This is a genomic window from Streptomyces sp. NBC_01497 (genome assembly GCF_036250695.1).
Lineage (GTDB): Bacteria > Actinomycetota > Actinomycetes > Streptomycetales > Streptomycetaceae > Streptomyces.
The window spans coordinates 5,136,859-5,152,856 of record NZ_CP109427.1 but is presented as its reverse complement, the minus strand read 5'-3'; the positions used below and the strand labels follow the sequence as shown (position 1 = coordinate 5,152,856).

Here is a 15,998-nt window from a genome sequence, read left to right as displayed (position 1 = left end):
CCCTTGGCAGCTTCTTCGCCAAAGGTCCCCAGGTAGTACTACAGGCTCTGCATGACCATACGACATGCCATAGGGCTATTTAGAAGGACTTGAGAGATGAATCACAGGTTATGAACCCCTTACACACTGTGATTCGAAGGTGAAATCCTACGCTACGGTCTGTAGCAGAGGCTCGACCCATCATTGCCCGACCGCCGCCCCGTGCGGACTACCATCACCACATGACCCGTGTACTGCTCGCCGAGGACGACGCATCCATCTCCGAGCCGCTGGCCCGCGCCCTCCGGCGGGAGGGGTACGAGGTCGAGGTCCGCGAGGACGGCCCCACCGCTCTCGACGCGGGCCTCCAGGGCGGCATCGACCTGGTGGTACTCGACCTCGGCCTGCCCGGCATGGACGGCCTTGAGGTCGCCCGCCGGCTCAGGGCCGAGGGCCACGCGGTACCGATCCTCGTCCTCACCGCGCGCGCCGACGAGGTCGACACGGTCGTCGGCCTCGACGCCGGTGCCGACGACTACGTGACCAAGCCGTTCCGCCTCGCCGAACTGCTCGCCCGCGTGCGGGCCCTGCTGCGGCGCGGCGCCAGCGAGCCGGCGCCCGCGCCCGCCACCCACGGGGTACGGATCGACGTCGAGTCGCACCGCGCGTGGATGGGCGACGACGAGTTGCAGCTCACCGCCAAGGAGTTCGACCTGCTGCGCGTCCTCGTGCGGGACGCGGGCCGGGTCGTCACCCGCGACCAGCTGATGCGCGAGGTCTGGGACACCACCTGGTGGTCCTCCACCAAGACCCTGGACATGCACATCTCGTGGCTGCGCAAGAAGCTCGGCGACGACGCCGCGAACCCCCGCTACATCGCCACGGTGCGGGGCGTGGGCTTCCGCTTCGAGAAGAGCTGACCGCCGGGAGCGGGGCCCCGGCCCGAAGCCGAGCCCGGGTCAGGTCAGGTCAGGTCAGGTCAGGGTCCGGACGCGGAGCGTCAAGGCGTACGGCGGAGGACGCGGACCCGGGCCCGCACGCCGGTCCGGACCCGGACTGGTGCACCGGGTGGGGCCTCGGACCGGTGCACCGGGTGGGGCCTCGGACCGGCGGCCGGACCCGTACGCTGGGGCCGGACCTGGACCCGGCGCCGTTGCCGGATTCGTGCGGTCCACCGCGCCCCGTACTTCACCCTGTACTTCACCCCCGCACGGCATGCACGGCCCGGTGCCTCAGCTCGCTCGCCCGTGCGCTCGTCGCCGTCGTGCGCGGGAACGGCTCGCGGCGTTCGCGCCTCGGGCCGTACGTGATCCGGTCATGCGCGACCGGGCCGTCCAGGACGCGCCCCGGACATCCGCCGGGGGCGGAATCCGGACGGCCGGGACTCCTGACAGGCTGAGTCGCGGGAACCGCTCCAGCGGCCTCGGCCGCGCCCACCCCCCACCCGGAGGGCACATTGCGCCGTCGACTGATCAACTCCACGCTGGCCGTGGTGCTCGTCGTCATCGCCGTCTTCGGCGTCTCCCTCGTCATCGTGGAGACCCGGACGATCACGAGCAGCGCCCAGGAGAGCGTCGATTCCGAGGCGCTGCGCGTGGTCAGCATCGTGGACGGCCGGCTGCTCGGCGGCGAATCCATCACCGCCGGCATCCTCAAGCAGCAGATCACCGCCAACCGCTTCGCGCGGATCGATGTGCCGGGCCACGGCGACGTGCAGGTCGGCAAGGAGCCCAAGGGTTCCGTCATCCGTGGCCAGGGACGCGGCGAGCAGGGCGAGATCGTGACCGTCGAGGAGCAGAGCTCCTCCGTCACCCGCGAGGTCGGCCGGACCCTGCTGATCATCGGCGCGGTCGCGCTGCTCGCCATCATCGCCGCCGTCCTGCTCGCCGTACGGCAGGCGAACATGCTGGCGTCGCCCCTCGTGGACCTCGCGGAGACCGCGGAGAAGCTGGGATCCGGCGACCCGCGGCCCCGGCACAAGCGGTACGCGGTACCGGAGCTCGACCGGGTCGCCGACGTCCTCGACTCCAGCGCCGAACGCATCGGCCGCATGCTGACCGCCGAGCGCAGGCTCGCAGCGGACGCGTCGCACCAGCTCCGTACCCCGCTGACGGCGCTGTCCATGCGGCTGGAGGAGATCACGGTCACCGAGGACCTGGACACCGCGCGGGAAGAAGCGTCGATCGCGCTCAACCAGGTGGAACGGCTCACCGACGTCGTCGAACGGCTGCTCACCAACGCGCGCGATCCCCGCACCGGGTCGGCGATCCCCCTCGATCTCGACCGGATCATCAAGCAGCAGATAGAGGAATGGAAGCCCGTCTACCGCGGCGGCGGCCGTGCCATCGTGCGCTCCGGACGGCAGGGCGTGTGGGTGATGGCGACTCCCGGGGCGATCGCGCAGGTGCTCGCCGCGCTGATCGAGAACTCGCTGATGCACGGCGGCGGCACCGTCGCCCTGCGCACCCGCGTCACGGGCAACCAGGCCGTCATCGAGGTGACGGACGAGGGACCCGGTGTCTCACCCGACCTCGGTGCCCGCATCTTCGAGCGGGCGATCAGCGGCCACAACTCGACGGGCATCGGCCTCGCGGTCGCCCGTGACCTCGCGGAGGCGGACGGCGGGCGCCTGGAGCTGCTGCAGCCGAATCCCCCGGTGTTCGCACTGTTCCTGAGCCGCGAGACCCAGGAACCGGAGGAGCAGCAGCGCCCGGTGCGGTGACCGTCCGAGAACGGGACGGGACCTGGACGGGAAGGACGGACGCGGTCCGGGTACCGGAAGGACGGATACCGGACGCGGTCCGGGAGGAAGGAACGGATGCTGGACGCGGTCCGGGACCGGACCCGCAGGTGCCGGAGCGTACGGAACGCGAGACCCGGGTGCCACACCGCGGTGACCCCGGGATCCGACGAGCAGGTTCCGTACCGGACGCAATGCCGGGCTCCGCGCCGACCGGCGGCCGTCGCGCCGCCTGGGCGCTCGGCGCCGACCCCGGCCCGGCAGGCGCGGAGCGGCGCGGTCAGCCGACGCGGTCGGGCTGCGTCTTACGGCCCTTCTCCCGTTCCAGGAACGATTCGCCACCGCCCGGCAGCGTCTTGAACACCCACGAGCGGTACGACCAGAACCGGAACAGCGTGGCCACGCCGATGCCGAGGAACTTGAAGACGTTGCTTTCGAGCGGCGTGTGCCAGCCGAAGCCGTACGTCGCCGTGTAGAGGATGCCGTTCTCGATGACCAGGCCGATCGCGCTGAAGAAGAGGAACAGCATCAGCTCACGGGTACGGCCCGACTTGTCACTGTCCCGGTACGCGAAGTAACGGAAGCCGATGTAGTTGAAGACGATCGACACGATCGTCGCGAGCACCGACGCCCGCACCACCTGCAGGTTCGTGGCATGCCTGACCAGGTTGAACACCAGCAGGTTCACCAGCAGGCCGGCCCCGCCCACGGCGCCGAACTTGACGATCTCCTGGAGCAGCCGACGCGGCCGCGCCCCCGATGCCGCGTCCCCGCCCCGTACGCTCATCTGGTTCAGCCCCGTTCGTTCGGTGTCGTCGCGCACCATGCTAACCAGCGGTTCGCGTCCCGGCTCGCCGTCTCCCGCACCGGCGCACAGCCGCCCGGCGGCGCTTTCCGGGGCTCGGAAGGCGAGCGGCTCCATGCCCGCGGAGGGGCTGCGGATACCCTGGTCGGGTGACGTTCCCCGTAGTCGGCATGGTCGGTGGCGGTCAGCTCGCCCGTATGACCCATGAGGCGGGCATCCCCCTCGGCCTGAAATTCAAGCTCCTCAGTGACACACCGCAGGACTCCGCCGCGCAGGTGGTGGCCGACGTCGTCGTCGGCGACTACCGCGATCTGGAGACCCTGCGGTCCTTCGCACGCGGCTGCGATGTGATCACCTTCGACCACGAGCACGTACCGCTCGCGCACCTGCGGGCGCTGGAGGCGGACGGCGTGACCGTGCGGCCCGGCCCCGACGCCCTGGCGCACGCCCAGGACAAGGGCGTCATGCGGGAGCGGCTCATGGCGCTCGGTGTGCCCTGCCCCCGCCACCGCATCGTGACGGACCCGGCCGACGTGACGGCCTTCGCGGCCGAGTGCGTGGCCGCGGACGCCGACGCGGGCGGCATCCCGGGCGCGGGTGACGGATATCCGGTGATCCTCAAGACCGTCCGCGGCGGCTACGACGGCAAGGGCGTGTGGGTCGTACGGTCCGAGGCCGACGCGGCCGAGCCCTTCAGGGCCGGGGTCCCGGTGCTCGCGGAGGAGAAGGTCGACTTCGCGCGGGAGCTCGCCGCCAACGTCGTACGCTCGCCGCACGGTCAGGCCGTGGCCTACCCGGTCGTCGAATCGCAGCAGGTCAACGGCGTCTGTGACACCGTGATCGCCCCCGCGCCCGGCCTGTCGGAGGAACTGTCGGGCGAGGCGCAGGAGCTGGCGCTGCGGATCGCGAAGGAACTGGACGTCGTCGGCCACCTCGCGGTGGAGCTGTTCGAAACGCGCGACGGCCGCATCCTCGTGAACGAACTGGCGATGCGCCCGCACAACTCGGGCCACTGGACGCAGGACGGCTCGATCACCTCGCAGTTCGCGAACCACGTCCGGGCCGTCCTGGACCTGCCCCTGGGCGACCCGCGCCCGCGCGCGCGGTGGACCGTGATGGGCAACGTGCTCGGCGGCGACTATCCCGACATGTACGCGGCGTACCTGCACTGCATGGCCCGGGACCCGCAGCTGAAGATCCACATGTACGGCAAGGACGTGAAGCCCGGCCGCAAGGTCGGACACGTCAACACCTACGGCGACGATCTGGACGACGTGCTGGAGCGCGCCCGTCACGCCGCCGGCTACCTGCGAGGAACGATCACCGAATGACCTCCGAGAACGCGCCGCTCGTCGGCATCGTGATGGGCTCCGACTCCGACTGGCCGGTGATGGAGGCCGCCGCCAAGGCACTGGACGAGTTCGGGGTCCCCTACGAGGTCGACGTGGTCTCGGCGCACCGCATGCCGCGCGAGATGATCGCGTACGGCGAGGGCGCGGTGGACCGCGGCCTGAAGACGATCATCGCGGGCGCGGGCGGCGCTGCCCACCTGCCGGGCATGCTGGCCTCGGTGACACCGCTCCCGGTGATCGGCGTGCCGGTCCCGCTGAAGTACCTCGACGGCATGGACTCCCTCCTGTCGATCGTGCAGATGCCCGCCGGTGTCCCGGTCGCGACGGTCTCGGTCGGCGGGGCGCGCAACGCGGGCCTGCTCGCCGCCCGGATCCTCGCCGCACACGACCCGGCACTGCTGACGCACATGAAGGAATTCCAGCAGGAGCTGAACGACCAGGCGACGGAGAAGGGCAAGCGGCTCCGGGCGAAGGCCCAGGGCGAGGCGTCCTTCGGTTTCAGGAAGTGAGGCGGGAAGTGAGCGGCACGGTGACGGACGCGAACGGATACCTGGACGAGGCGCGGGAACTGCTGGCGGCGTTCCCCGTGGTCGACGGCCACAACGACCTGCCCTGGGCGATGCGCCAGAAGGCCGGCTACGACCTCGACGCGGTGGACGTGGCGGGCGACCGCAGCGGCGAACTCCACACGGACATCCCCCGGCTGCGGCGCGGCGGCGTCGGCGGCCAGTTCTGGTCGGTGTACGTGCCCTCCGACCTGGGCCCGGACGAGAACGCCGTCGCGGCGACGCTGGAGCAGATCGACTTCGTGCGCCAACTCGTGGCCCGCTACCCGAAGGACCTGGCACCGGCCCGCACAGCCGACGAGATGGAGGTGGCGCGCTCCGAGGGCCGGATCGCGTCGCTGATGGGGGCCGAGGGCGGCCAGTCCATCGCCGACTCGCTGGGCACGCTGCGCGCGCTGTACGAGCTCGGCGTCCGCTACATGACCCTCACCCACAACCACAACCTGCGCTGGGCGGACTCGGCGACGGACACCCCCCGCGCCGGCGGCCTCACCGCCTTCGGCCGCGAGGTCGTGCGCGAGATGAACCGGCTGGGCATGCTGGTCGACCTCTCGCACGTGGCGGCGACCACGATGCGCGACGCGCTCGCCGTGGCCGAGGCACCGGTCATCTTCTCCCACTCGTCGTCGCGGGCCGTCTGCGACCACCCGAGGAACATCCCCGACGACGTGCTGGCGCAGCTGCCCGCGAACGGCGGAGTCGCCATGGCGACGTTCGTCCCCAAGTTCGTCCTGCCGGAGGCGGTCGCCTGGACACAGGCCGCCGACGAGAACCTGCGCGCGCACGGGCTGCACCACCTGGACACCACGCCGGGCGCCATGCGCCTGCACGAGGAGTTCGAGGCGGCGCACCCCCGCCCGGTCGCCACGGCGGCCACGGTGGCGGACCACCTGGACCACATGCGCGAGGTCGCCGGCGTGGACCACGTGGGCATCGGCGGCGACTTCGACGGCACGGCGTTCACCCCGAGCGACCTGTCCGACGTGGCCGGCTACCCCAACCTGCTGGCTGAACTGCGCGCCCGCGACTGGTCCCGCGAGGACCTGGCGAAGCTGACGTGGCAGAACGCGGTCCGCGCCCTGCGCGGCGCGGAGGAGGCCTCCCGCACGCTCCGCGCCCGCCGGGGCCCGTCCCTGGCGACGATCGAGCAGCTGGACGGCGCACCGGCCGCCTAGCCCGCGCCACGCCTCGCCCCGCGCCACCCGCTGCCCGGACTCCGGCGGCCGGGCCCGATCGTGGCCCGGCCGCCGGATCGCTGCGGGCCGTCCCGGCCCGCCTCAGCGCACCTGCGCCGGCAGCGGCTGGTTCACGTAGGGGGCCCCGCCGGCCTCGCGGTAGCCCTGGAGGGCCGGACCGTGATCCGCCCGCAGGTCGCAGTCAGGTCCGGGGACCGGGCTGTCCCACTGCACCATGGCCTTGACGCCCGGAAGTTCTGGGGCGGCCTTCGGTATCTGCTCGTACCAGCCCTTCTGCCGGTCCGGGTCGGCCGGGTCGGGGGCCGTGCTGAACTCCGACATCATGATCGGCTTGGTCGCCGAGATGTTCTTCCGCAGCCAGTCGTAGGCGGGTTGCTGGCTCTGCCGGAAGTCCAGCCAGTCCGGCGACTTGTGGCAGAGGTAGTAGTTGTACTGGTCCATGCCGATCCAGTCGACGTACGCGTCTCCCGGGTACAGCGCCTTCATCTGCGACGTGTGGCCGAGGTAGCCCGACACGGTCCAGACCCAGATCACGTTGTTGACGCCCAACTGCGCGAAGCGGTCGTGCACATGACGGTAGGCGGCGATGAACTCCGCCGGGGTGCCCGCGTCGGGCGTACGGAAGTCCGCCTCCTGGTCGAAGGAGAAGAAGATCGTCTTCCCGTACTTCTTGATGCGCTCCGCCTGCGGATCGATGATCGTCCGGTCGAAGTCCCCGGCGGCCACCCGCGCCCAGCCCAGTTGTGTCTGCGTGTAGTTCCTGTGGTGCGGCTCCGTCCAGACCGTCGACTCCCACGCGAGCATCAGCATCCGGTCCTCGCCGAGCCGGCGTTCGTCGGGCGTCAGCAGCACGCCGTCGCGCTGGGTGTTGGACATGTCGTGGTACGTGTACACCAGGTCGAGCCTGCGGCCGATCTTCTGCTCGAAGCTGAGCACGGCGTCGGTGAGCGAGCCGTTCGACGCGTACGGCACGTACGCTCCCCACCACGCCCCGCACGGCGGCTCCAGCAGTTTCGTCGGCGCGCAGTCGCCCGGCGGCCGGGCGTGGTCCGAGGAGCGGGCGAACCACCAGGTGCCGAGCCCGGCGAGCAGCGCCCCCACCGTCGCGAGGGCGAGGAACAGCCGCGTGCCGCCGGAGCCACGCGCCGGAGGCCGGCCGAAGGGCCTGGCCGGGGGCCTGGCCGAGGAGTGCCTCATGCTCAGGGCTCTCCGCCCGCGCCGGTCCCCGCGCCGGCCGCCTCCGCGGACTCGTCACCGGCCGCGCGTATCGCCGCCGGGAGCGGCAGTCCGGGCAGCAGTGCCGCCACCGTGCAGAACGCGGCGAGCGAGATCAGGAAAACCGTCGCCGAGAAACCCTGCACCAGGAACAGTGCCGTCGCCGCGAGCGTCGCCAGCGACCAGCTCAGTGGTGCCGCCAGCGCCAGTGTCTCCAGGCGGGCCGCCGGACGGGAGGCGACGGGCTGGGGGTGCAGGAGAGCGAGCCCCGGGCCGAAGGTGACGAACAGCAGGATGGGGGCCCAGCGCAGAAATGCCCCGGCGGGCAGCAGCGTCGCGCCGAGAGCGACCCATCCTGACAGTGCGAGGACTGCTCTGAGCTGTGCCTGTGTGCGGTTCATGGCGTGACGTGACTCCTGGTGGCGTGGGGCGGCATGAGCGCTGACGGTGGTGGCCGTGTCCGGGGGCGCGGCAGGCCGGAGAGCGGCGGGACGTCCCCGGCCGCTGTGCGCCGGGGCGCGCCGGGCATGGGCTCGCCGGGCCGGCGGCCGGGAGCGCTCCGGGCTCCCGGCGGGCGGGCTGCCCGGGCGGCTCGCGGACGGTTCTCCCGGGCGGCCCGCGCCGGCGGAGGACGGAGCGCCGGGACGACCGGGGTCATCGGCGGACGGGCCCGTCCCGCGGCCCGGGCGGTCAGGGTTCGACATCGGACGGCAGGGACTCGGCCTTCGTCGGCACCGGAAGGTGCTGGAGCAGCAGCCCATGGCTGGTGTCCTCGACGATCTTGAAGTGCGGGGAGACCTTCAGCGCCGCGACCAGTTTGTTGTAGCCGCCCGGCGGCAGATAGCCCTCGCCCTGCACGGCTTCGCCCTGCGTCGGAGTCAGGAGGATGAAGGCAGGACAACCCGCGGGTATGCCCTCCGCCAGGTAGTCGCCCGGGTCCTTGAGCAACTGCTTGTTGGCCGCCGCGTCCTGCTCGGTGAAGAACCAGTGGTCGTAGTGGTTGTAGTGGTAGTACGCGCCGGGGAACGATCCCGTGGCGGCCATGACGAGCGACCCGACCGGCGCCCGGTCGTAGGCGTGCTCCACGAAGGCGACCTCCTGCGGGGGCGCGTACTGCATGTCCTCCTTGCCGTAGTACGACGGAAGGAATCCGGCGAGCAGGACGAGCACCCCCGCCGGCAGCGCCACGACCATGACGCGCTGCGCGATCCTGCGGGCCCTGCCCGCGTACGCCACGGACGGCACCAGCGCGGCGGCGGCGAAGAACGCCGAGCCGGGCAGACCGAACAGGTAGACACGGAAGACCATTTCGCCGCCGTAGTTGTTCACGGCGAGCAGCGGCGCCGGCGCGACGGCGGCGAGCAGCAGCGGGAGCGCCGACCTGGCGAGGCGGCGGCGCAGCAGCACGGCCGCCACGGCGAGCACTCCGAGGGACACCACCATCACGATGTTGACCACGCCGACCAGTTCGGCGCCCTCGCCCGTGGGGTTGCCGCCGATGCCGGGCTTCGCGTTGCTGAGCAGGTCGCCGAGCTGCCCGCTCAGCGTCTTCATCGTGTCGACGAACAGCGCTCTGCCCATCGTCAGGTCCCAGACGCCCATGATGACGACGGCGACGACGAACAGTCCGATGTTGCGGTAGCGCCGGGTCAGGCAGAACGCGAGCAGCGTCACACACAGCATGACGGGCGTCAGTTGGTGGGCGGCGTTGATCGCGGCGATCAGCGGCGCCAGCAGCACGACACCGACGGCCCGCTGCTGCCAGGTGGTCGACGGCGGGACGGGCGCCGCCGCGGGATCGAGCGCGTCCCGCTCCCGCAGCCGGCCCGCCGTGCCCGGCCGGACGAAGTTGCGCAGCACCACCGCGAAGACGGCGAGGAACAGCACATAGGCGAAGCCCTGCGGCGAGAGGTAGTCCTGACCCACCCAGTTGGCAAGCTGGAAGATCCACACCGCCGTCCACACGAGCCGCCAGTCGTCGGTGAACGTGCGGTAGATCAGGACGAGGATCGGCAGCATCAGGGCGCCGTAGATGACCGGGGCCCAGTTCGTGTAGACGGCCGCCCCGTGCACACCGAAGGCGCGGATGAGGGCCGCGTTGAGGGAGAAGAAGCCCGGCCACTGGTCGTAGGCGGACATGCCGCCGTTCAGCGTGTGGTGCGGATGGACCGTGCCTTCGGTGAGCAGGCGGGCGATGACCGCGTCGTGTTTGGACGCCCACGCGTAGCGGACCGTGTCGTACAACAGCGCTGTGGGTGCCTTCAGTGCGAACAGCATCCCCAGGCTGTACGTCAGCGGCCACCACGGAGCCGTGCCGGCCCGGCGCAGCGAGGCGATGAAGCCGACGGTGAGGACAGCGAGCGAGGCGTAGAAGGCGATGGGGAAGCGGTCGAGCAGACCGAAGTCCCCCAGGTCGTGAAAGCGGATCTTCGGCAGCGACCAGGCCCACAGGGCCGCGCCGACGGGTAACGGCAGCCACGTCAGCAGCCGGCCGGGACCGACCGGGAGGCGTCTGGCTCCCTCCCGCGTCAGCGTGCCGCGCGCTGCGCCCGGCGTGGACATCTCATGCTGTGCCACGGTCCTGCTCCCCCTGATGTGTGTCGGTGGTGCCCGGCCCTCTGCCCTGTCCGCGTTCCCGCCCCGGCTGCGCCGCGTCGGGCCGCCGCCGTGCCTCGTCCCCGCCCGCTACCCCGCGAACTCCGGTCCGCGCACCCGCGCGCGGGCCCGGCGGTAGAGCCGCCAGCCGACGGTCCTGGGCGCGTCGGGGAACGGCGCCACCCTGGCACCCTCCCCTGCCATCCACGCGGCAACGTCCCTCGCCGTGTGCGACCGGCGCAGGATGAGCCGCGCTATCCGCAACGGCTCGTCGGCCATCGAACTCAGCGCGTGCCGAACGGCGACCGCGGACGCGTATCCGGCGGCCGCTGCGGCGGCCCGCACCGCGCGGCTGTTGTAGCCGTGCGGGTAGGCGAGGTGATCCACCGCGTGTCCGAGGGCGTCCTGAAGGGCATCCTTCGACTCGCGCAGTTCGCGGCGGAGTTCGCTCGCGGAGAGGGTGTCGAGCTGGGGATGCGTGACGGTGTGGGCGCCGACCTCGATCCCGTACTTCTCCAGCCCGGCCGCCTGCGCGAGGGACATCATCGGCGCCGGCGGGAGCAGACTGCCGCGGCCCGGTGTCACCGCGCCCGTCGTGAGATACGCGGTGGCCGGGAGTGAGCGCTTCGCCAGGAGTTCCGCCGTCGGCCCCGGCAGGTCGGCGAAGCCGTCGTCGAAGGTCAGCACGACGGGCCTGGCGGGAAGCTCCCCGCGTCCCGCGAGCCCGTCCGCGAACGCGCCCACGGTGAGCGGTGTGCGGCCGCTCGCCACCACGGCGTCCAGCTGGGCCGCGAACATCCCCGGATCGACGGTGAACTCGGCGATCCAGTCGGGCGGGTCGGCCATCACGGCGTGGTACAGGAGGACCGGAACGACTGTCACGACCGCCGCCCCCCGCGCCGCGCCACGCGCGCCGTGAGGTAGCCGAGGGGCCCGTAGAGCATGCCCCGGCGTTCGAGCCGGGACAGTGAGCGGGGCCACGGGTGTCCCTGTGCCCCGTGCGCACCGGGCGCCGCCGGTGCGCCGGGCCCGTCGGGCTCCCCCGGGCCGGTCGTCACGCTCGCGACGGCCTCCGGCCGGTGCGCCGTGATCGCGCGGGCGTGCGCCAGTCCGCGCGGGAGCCTGCGGAGCAGCGAGGGCAGCAGCGCCGGCTGCCGCACGAGGACAGCGGTGAGATACGCCGTCAGACCGGCCCCGTACCCGTACGCCTGGTTCCTGAGGTCCTGCCAGGTCTCCCGGTGGTGGTGCCACACGAGCGCGTCCGGCGTGTACAGCAACCGGTGTCCCGCGCCGAGGACCCTGACGAACCCGTACAGGTCGTCACCGCCCCGCGCGGGTGTGCCCGTGCCGGTGGCCGGGTCGAAGCCGCCGACCGAACGCAGCGCGCCCGTACGGAAGGCCATGTTGGCGCCGGAACCGAAGCTGCCGGCCGTGAACGGGAACAGCGGCTCGTCGGCGGGCGGTCGCGCCGGATCGTAGAGCCGGGGTGTGAACCCCTTGGCGAAGCCGCCGTGGCTCTCCAGGAGGATCTGGGCGGGAGTGCCCAGCCGCGCCGGCAGGATGAGGCCCGTCGCACAGCCGAGGCGCGGATCCGTCGTGAACGGCACGGTCAGGGCCGTGAGCCAGTGCGGATCGGCCACGACGTCGTCGTCGGTGAACGCGACGACCTCCGTGTCCTGCGGGACACTCGCGAGGCCCCGGTTGTGTGCGGTCGCGAGCCCCGGGACGGGTTCCCGCACATAGTCGACGCGTCCGGCGAACGACCCCGTCACGAGGTCGTGGGTGGCGGTGGTGGTCGGTGCGTTGTCCACCACGAGGACCCGGAAGTCCGGATGGTCCTGCGCGAGGAGCGAGGTGAGGGCGCGCGCGAGACGGCCCGCACGCTCGCGCGTGGCGACGACGACGGTCGTTCGCGGCGCTATTCCCGCCGTCCCCGGCGCGGCGGCACCCGCCGTCGCGGCCTCCTCGCCGCGGTGGCCGGCGCGGTGGGCGGCGACGAGCGCCTCGGCCGGATCCCCGTCCGCCGGGACGCGCACACGTACCGTGCCGACCGGTCTGCCCCGCAGGCGGACCAGCGCGTACACGTCACCGCCCGGAAGTGGCTCGGGGCCCCCCGGCGCCGGCGTGCAGGAGAGCACAGGCCCGCCCGGGGCCGCCAGATCGAGGTCGACGACGGCGATCGCGGAGGGCCGCGACGCCGCCGCCGCACCCGTGTTCACCGCGTCGTGCTCGCGCGAGGCGCGCCCGGCACGAGGTGGTAACTGCGGCGGCAGATCCCGGTACGGCATGGTCCCCCCTTGGTACGGCGCTGAAAGTGCCGGCTGTGCTGGACGTGCTGGGCGTGCCGGCTGCGGGTTCTGGTTCTCCGCACTGTTCGTTCCGCCCGTGCCGTTCGTACTGTTTGTTCCGTTCGTGCTGTTCGTTCTCTCCGTGCTGTCCGTGCTGTCCGTGCTGTCCGTGCTGTCCGTGCGAATCGCGTGGGGAGTGCGTATCGCGCCGTAGGCGCGACACGCACCGGCGGCGCTCCTCACGTGCGGTGCCGATGCGCCGGGTGCTGGTCCTGCCGCCGTACCCGTACGGAGCTTCGGCCCCTTGGTCACGCGCTGTTCTCGACCCATCGAAGGCCCTCACCTCGGTTCGCGCGCCGTCGGGACGTCCGTCAGCGATCGCGGATCCTGCCCACCTGGTTCAGCGTGCTCTGGGCGAAGGAGGCGAGCCGGGGCCTGGTCCTGACGAAGCTGTGGGCCCGCCTGGAGGGCTCCCTGCTCAGCCGGTACAGGGCGGCACGCGCCCCCGGGCGCACCGCCGATCCCTCGTAGACCTTCAGCGCGCCCGTCTTGAGCGAGTCCTTGTACTCCGCGGCTCCCCGGCCGAGGTCGAGCATCCCGATGCCCTCGGCCGCCGCCGCCTCCGCCATCCGCAGGTGGAGGATGAGACCGGGGGAGTACTTCGCGAACTCCGTCTCGTACGCGGGGAACCAGCACGACAGTACGGACCGCGAGCGCAGGCCGAAGTGCGCGGCGACCGGCCGGTCACCCACGTACAGCACGCTCAGCACGCCGGAGCAGCCCGGGCTGCGCGTCTCGGCCAGCAGGTGCACCAGGTCGCGGATCCAGTCCTTGGCGAACCGGTCGCGGCGGCCCGTGCGCCGGTACTGCGCCGACTTCCACTCCATGAGCTGTGCCAGTGCGGCCGGATCGCGCTCGTCGAAGACGAACCGGACCTCGCCCACCTGCCGCCCCAGCCTGCGTTCCTTGGCCGTGGTCGTCCGGTAAAACTTCGGCGACCGTTCGCGCAGCCCCGCCTCGTACGCCTCGAAGCCCTCCCCCACGTCCACGATCGGCGAGTCGAACTCCTCCGCCGCCTGGGGCACGAAGGGCGTCTGACCGTCTTCGAGGTTGTCGAACTCCCAGGCCGACAGTGAGCACGCGCGCATCAGATCCCGGGCGGTGAGCGACAGGCCCGGCCGCAGAACCGCACCCTGGCTGTCGGACACGCCGAGGCCGATCGCCCTGCCGTGGCCCAGCGGTCCGGTCTCGTAGGGAAAGAATCCGGCGGCCTCGGCGGCCACGCCCGGAACTCCCGTTCCTTCGGTGCCCTCCGGCCCTTCCGTGATCACCGCGACCCGCGCCGCCGGCCGCACCCGGCCCACGGCGCGGCTGAACTCGGGCTCCATGAACGGATTCATGGGAGCCCCCGACTTCGCCCGTAAGGCACGCCACGCGTCGAGGTCGCCCTCGCCCAGCTCCCCCGGCGCGACCACCCGTATACGCACAGCACCGCGTACAACGCTCAACTCGACCCCCCGGTCGCGGGGCTGTCGCCCCATTCCCCCCGCGGGCCCACCTTCCCCGCGGCGCCCGCATGCGGAACAGGACGTTACCGGCCCAAATCCGCAGGGGACAGGGCTCCGCCTTTCGAGTGGGACGGATGGGACGCGAGGGGTGTACGGGTCAACTGTTGTGCGGCACAGGCCCGAAGAGGAACGACGGGAAGCCGACTGACAGGACTTCGATCCCATTAAGGCTCGATGCGGCTACGCCCATGACCCCCTGGCGCCCAACGCCCAGCCGATGGTGCTCTTCCGGCTGCACGTCATGGCCCCGCCCCCGGGTCCGCCGCACGGCCTCCGGGACGCTCCCGGCTCCTCCGCGCGGCACACCATCCTGCCCGATGCCACGTGGTGGGCCTGGACGCTGTTCCCCCGGTGCTGGACGCCATGGACGCCCACACCTCCCACGGGCGCGGCGTCATCACGTTCGGCTGAGGCGGTCGCCCCCGTCCTGAGACGCCGTCAGGTCACACTTCCCGCCGTCCGGACTTCCAGACGGCGGACACCAGCGGCACACCCGGCCGGTACGCCAGGTGCACATGGCTCGGGGCGTCGAGAAGTACGAGGTCCGCGCGGGCGCCGACGCTGAGGCGGCCGACATCGGTGCGCCGGAGAGCGGCCGCGCCGCCGGCGGTGGCGGCCAGAACCGCTTCGTCGGGCGTCATCCCCATGTCCCGCACGGCCAGTGCGATACAGAAGGGGACGGACGAGGTGAACGAGGAGCCCGGGTTGCAGTCGGAGGCAAGCGCCACCGTGACGCCGGCGTCCAGGAGGCGGCGGGCGTCGGGCCACTTGGCGCGGGTGGAGAACTCGGCGCCCGGCAGCAGCGTCGCGACGGTGTCGCTCTGCGCGAGCGCGTCGATGTCGGCGTCCGTGAGGTGGGTGCAGTGGTCGGCGGACGCGGCGCCGAGTTCCACGGCAAGTTGGACACCGGGACCGTACGAGAGCTGGTTGGCGTGGACCCGGGGCAGCAGCCCCTTCTTCATTCCGGCGGCGAGGACCGCGCGGGCCTGGTCCGCGTCGAAGGCGCCCCGCTCGCAGAAGACGTCGACCCAGCGGGCGTGCGGCGCGCAGGCGTCGAGCATCGGGCCGGTGACGAGGTCGACGTAGGCGGCGGGGTCGTCCGCGTACTCGGGAGCGACGATGTGCGCGCCGAGGTAGGTGACGTCGTCGGTCCTGGCCGCGGCGATACGCAGCGCACGGGACTCGTCGGCGGCCGTCAGGCCGTAGCCGGACTTGGTCTCCATGGTCGTGGTGCCCTGGCGCAGGGCCTCGGCGAGGTAGCGGTCGAGGTTCGCCGCGAGTTCGGCGTCGTCGGCGGCGCGGGTCGCGGCGACCGTGGTGCGGATGCCCCCGGCCGAGTAGGGGCGGCCGGACATGCGGGCGTTGAACTCGGCGGTGCGGTCACCGGCGAAGACCAGGTGGGAGTGGGAGTCCACGAACCCGGGGATACCTGCCCGGCCCTCGGCGTCGACCCGGTTGTCAGTGGCGGGTGCTTTGCTTGACTCACCGACCCAGGCGATGCGGTCGCCGTCGATGACGACGGCCGCGTCCTGGATCAGACCGAGGGGATCTCCTTCCCCGCTCCCGGATGTGCGGGAGCGGGGCGGCCCCGATCCGAGGGAGGGATCGTTGGTGACCAGGCTTGCGATGTGGGTGACGAGTGTCGTCATCGCGGTGCTGTCTTCCTTCCTGGGACGCTCGGGTGATGGCGGTCG

Annotated in this window: 13 protein-coding genes; 5 read left to right on the top strand and 8 right to left on the bottom strand. The window is 72.0% G+C overall.

Annotation, left to right across the window (positions count from 1 at the left end):
- Positions 1–221 precede the first annotated feature (221 nt).
- On the top strand, positions 222–899 hold the full coding sequence (locus tag OG310_RS21750) for a response regulator transcription factor (RefSeq protein ID WP_225023136.1): 678 nt from the start codon (positions 222–224) through the stop codon (positions 897–899).
- Positions 900–1,435: 536 nt separating this feature from the next.
- Entirely contained in the window at positions 1,436–2,701 is a 1,266-nt protein-coding gene (locus tag OG310_RS21745; RefSeq protein WP_329457541.1) for an ATP-binding protein, read from the top strand.
- Between the two features lie 298 nt (positions 2,702–2,999).
- On the opposite strand, the gene OG310_RS21740 is transcribed toward OG310_RS21745, so the two are convergent.
- On the bottom strand, positions 3,000–3,506 hold the full coding sequence (locus tag OG310_RS21740) for a GtrA family protein (protein ID WP_329460306.1): 507 nt from the start codon (positions 3,504–3,506) through the stop codon (positions 3,000–3,002).
- Between the two features lie 167 nt (positions 3,507–3,673).
- Here OG310_RS21740 and OG310_RS21735 point away from each other — a divergent pair, with 167 nt between their 5' ends.
- From OG310_RS21735 to OG310_RS21725, 3 genes are read left to right on the top strand one after another with little or no spacing between them, the layout of a single operon-like run.
- Positions 3,674–4,855 (top strand): 5-(carboxyamino)imidazole ribonucleotide synthase, encoded by a 1,182-nt coding sequence (locus OG310_RS21735; RefSeq protein ID WP_329457540.1) that lies wholly within the window; start codon positions 3,674–3,676, stop codon positions 4,853–4,855.
- Positions 4,852–5,385 (top strand): 5-(carboxyamino)imidazole ribonucleotide mutase, encoded by a 534-nt coding sequence (purE, locus tag OG310_RS21730; protein ID WP_329457539.1) that lies wholly within the window; start codon positions 4,852–4,854, stop codon positions 5,383–5,385. Before OG310_RS21735 ends, purE begins: the two co-directional genes overlap by 4 nt.
- Before the next feature lie 8 nt (positions 5,386–5,393).
- Positions 5,394–6,617 (top strand): dipeptidase, encoded by a 1,224-nt coding sequence (locus OG310_RS21725; RefSeq protein WP_329457538.1) that lies wholly within the window; start codon positions 5,394–5,396, stop codon positions 6,615–6,617.
- A gap of 102 nt (positions 6,618–6,719) precedes the next feature.
- Here the strand turns inward: OG310_RS21725 and OG310_RS21720 are convergent, their stop codons facing one another.
- From OG310_RS21720 to hutI, 7 genes are all read right to left on the bottom strand, one after another.
- Complete coding sequence (locus tag OG310_RS21720) at positions 6,720–7,835, bottom strand: glycoside hydrolase family 26 protein (protein WP_329457537.1); 1,116 nt, start codon at positions 7,833–7,835, stop codon at positions 6,720–6,722.
- 2 nt (positions 7,836–7,837) lie between these two features.
- Entirely contained in the window at positions 7,838–8,254 is a 417-nt protein-coding gene (locus OG310_RS21715; RefSeq protein ID WP_329457536.1) for a hypothetical protein, read from the bottom strand.
- A 289-nt stretch (positions 8,255–8,543) separates the two neighbouring features.
- Entirely contained in the window at positions 8,544–10,430 is a 1,887-nt protein-coding gene (locus tag OG310_RS21710; protein ID WP_329457535.1) for a hypothetical protein, read from the bottom strand.
- Between the two features lie 108 nt (positions 10,431–10,538).
- Positions 10,539–11,294 carry a polysaccharide deacetylase family protein gene (locus OG310_RS21705; protein WP_329460305.1) on the bottom strand — a complete coding sequence of 252 codons (756 nt, stop codon included), beginning with the start codon at positions 11,292–11,294 and terminating at the stop codon, positions 10,539–10,541.
- Positions 11,295–11,326: 32 nt separating this feature from the next.
- Positions 11,327–12,736 (bottom strand): glycosyltransferase family 2 protein, encoded by a 1,410-nt coding sequence (locus OG310_RS21700; RefSeq protein ID WP_329457534.1) that lies wholly within the window; start codon positions 12,734–12,736, stop codon positions 11,327–11,329.
- 371 nt (positions 12,737–13,107) lie between these two features.
- Complete coding sequence (locus OG310_RS21695) at positions 13,108–14,223, bottom strand: GNAT family N-acetyltransferase (RefSeq protein WP_329457533.1); 1,116 nt, start codon at positions 14,221–14,223, stop codon at positions 13,108–13,110.
- A 524-nt stretch (positions 14,224–14,747) separates the two neighbouring features.
- The gene (hutI, locus tag OG310_RS21690; RefSeq protein ID WP_329457532.1) at positions 14,748–15,953 is read right to left on the bottom strand and encodes an imidazolonepropionase; all 1,206 of its coding nucleotides are present in this window, start codon (positions 15,951–15,953) and stop codon (positions 14,748–14,750) included.
- Positions 15,954–15,998 lie beyond the last annotated feature (45 nt).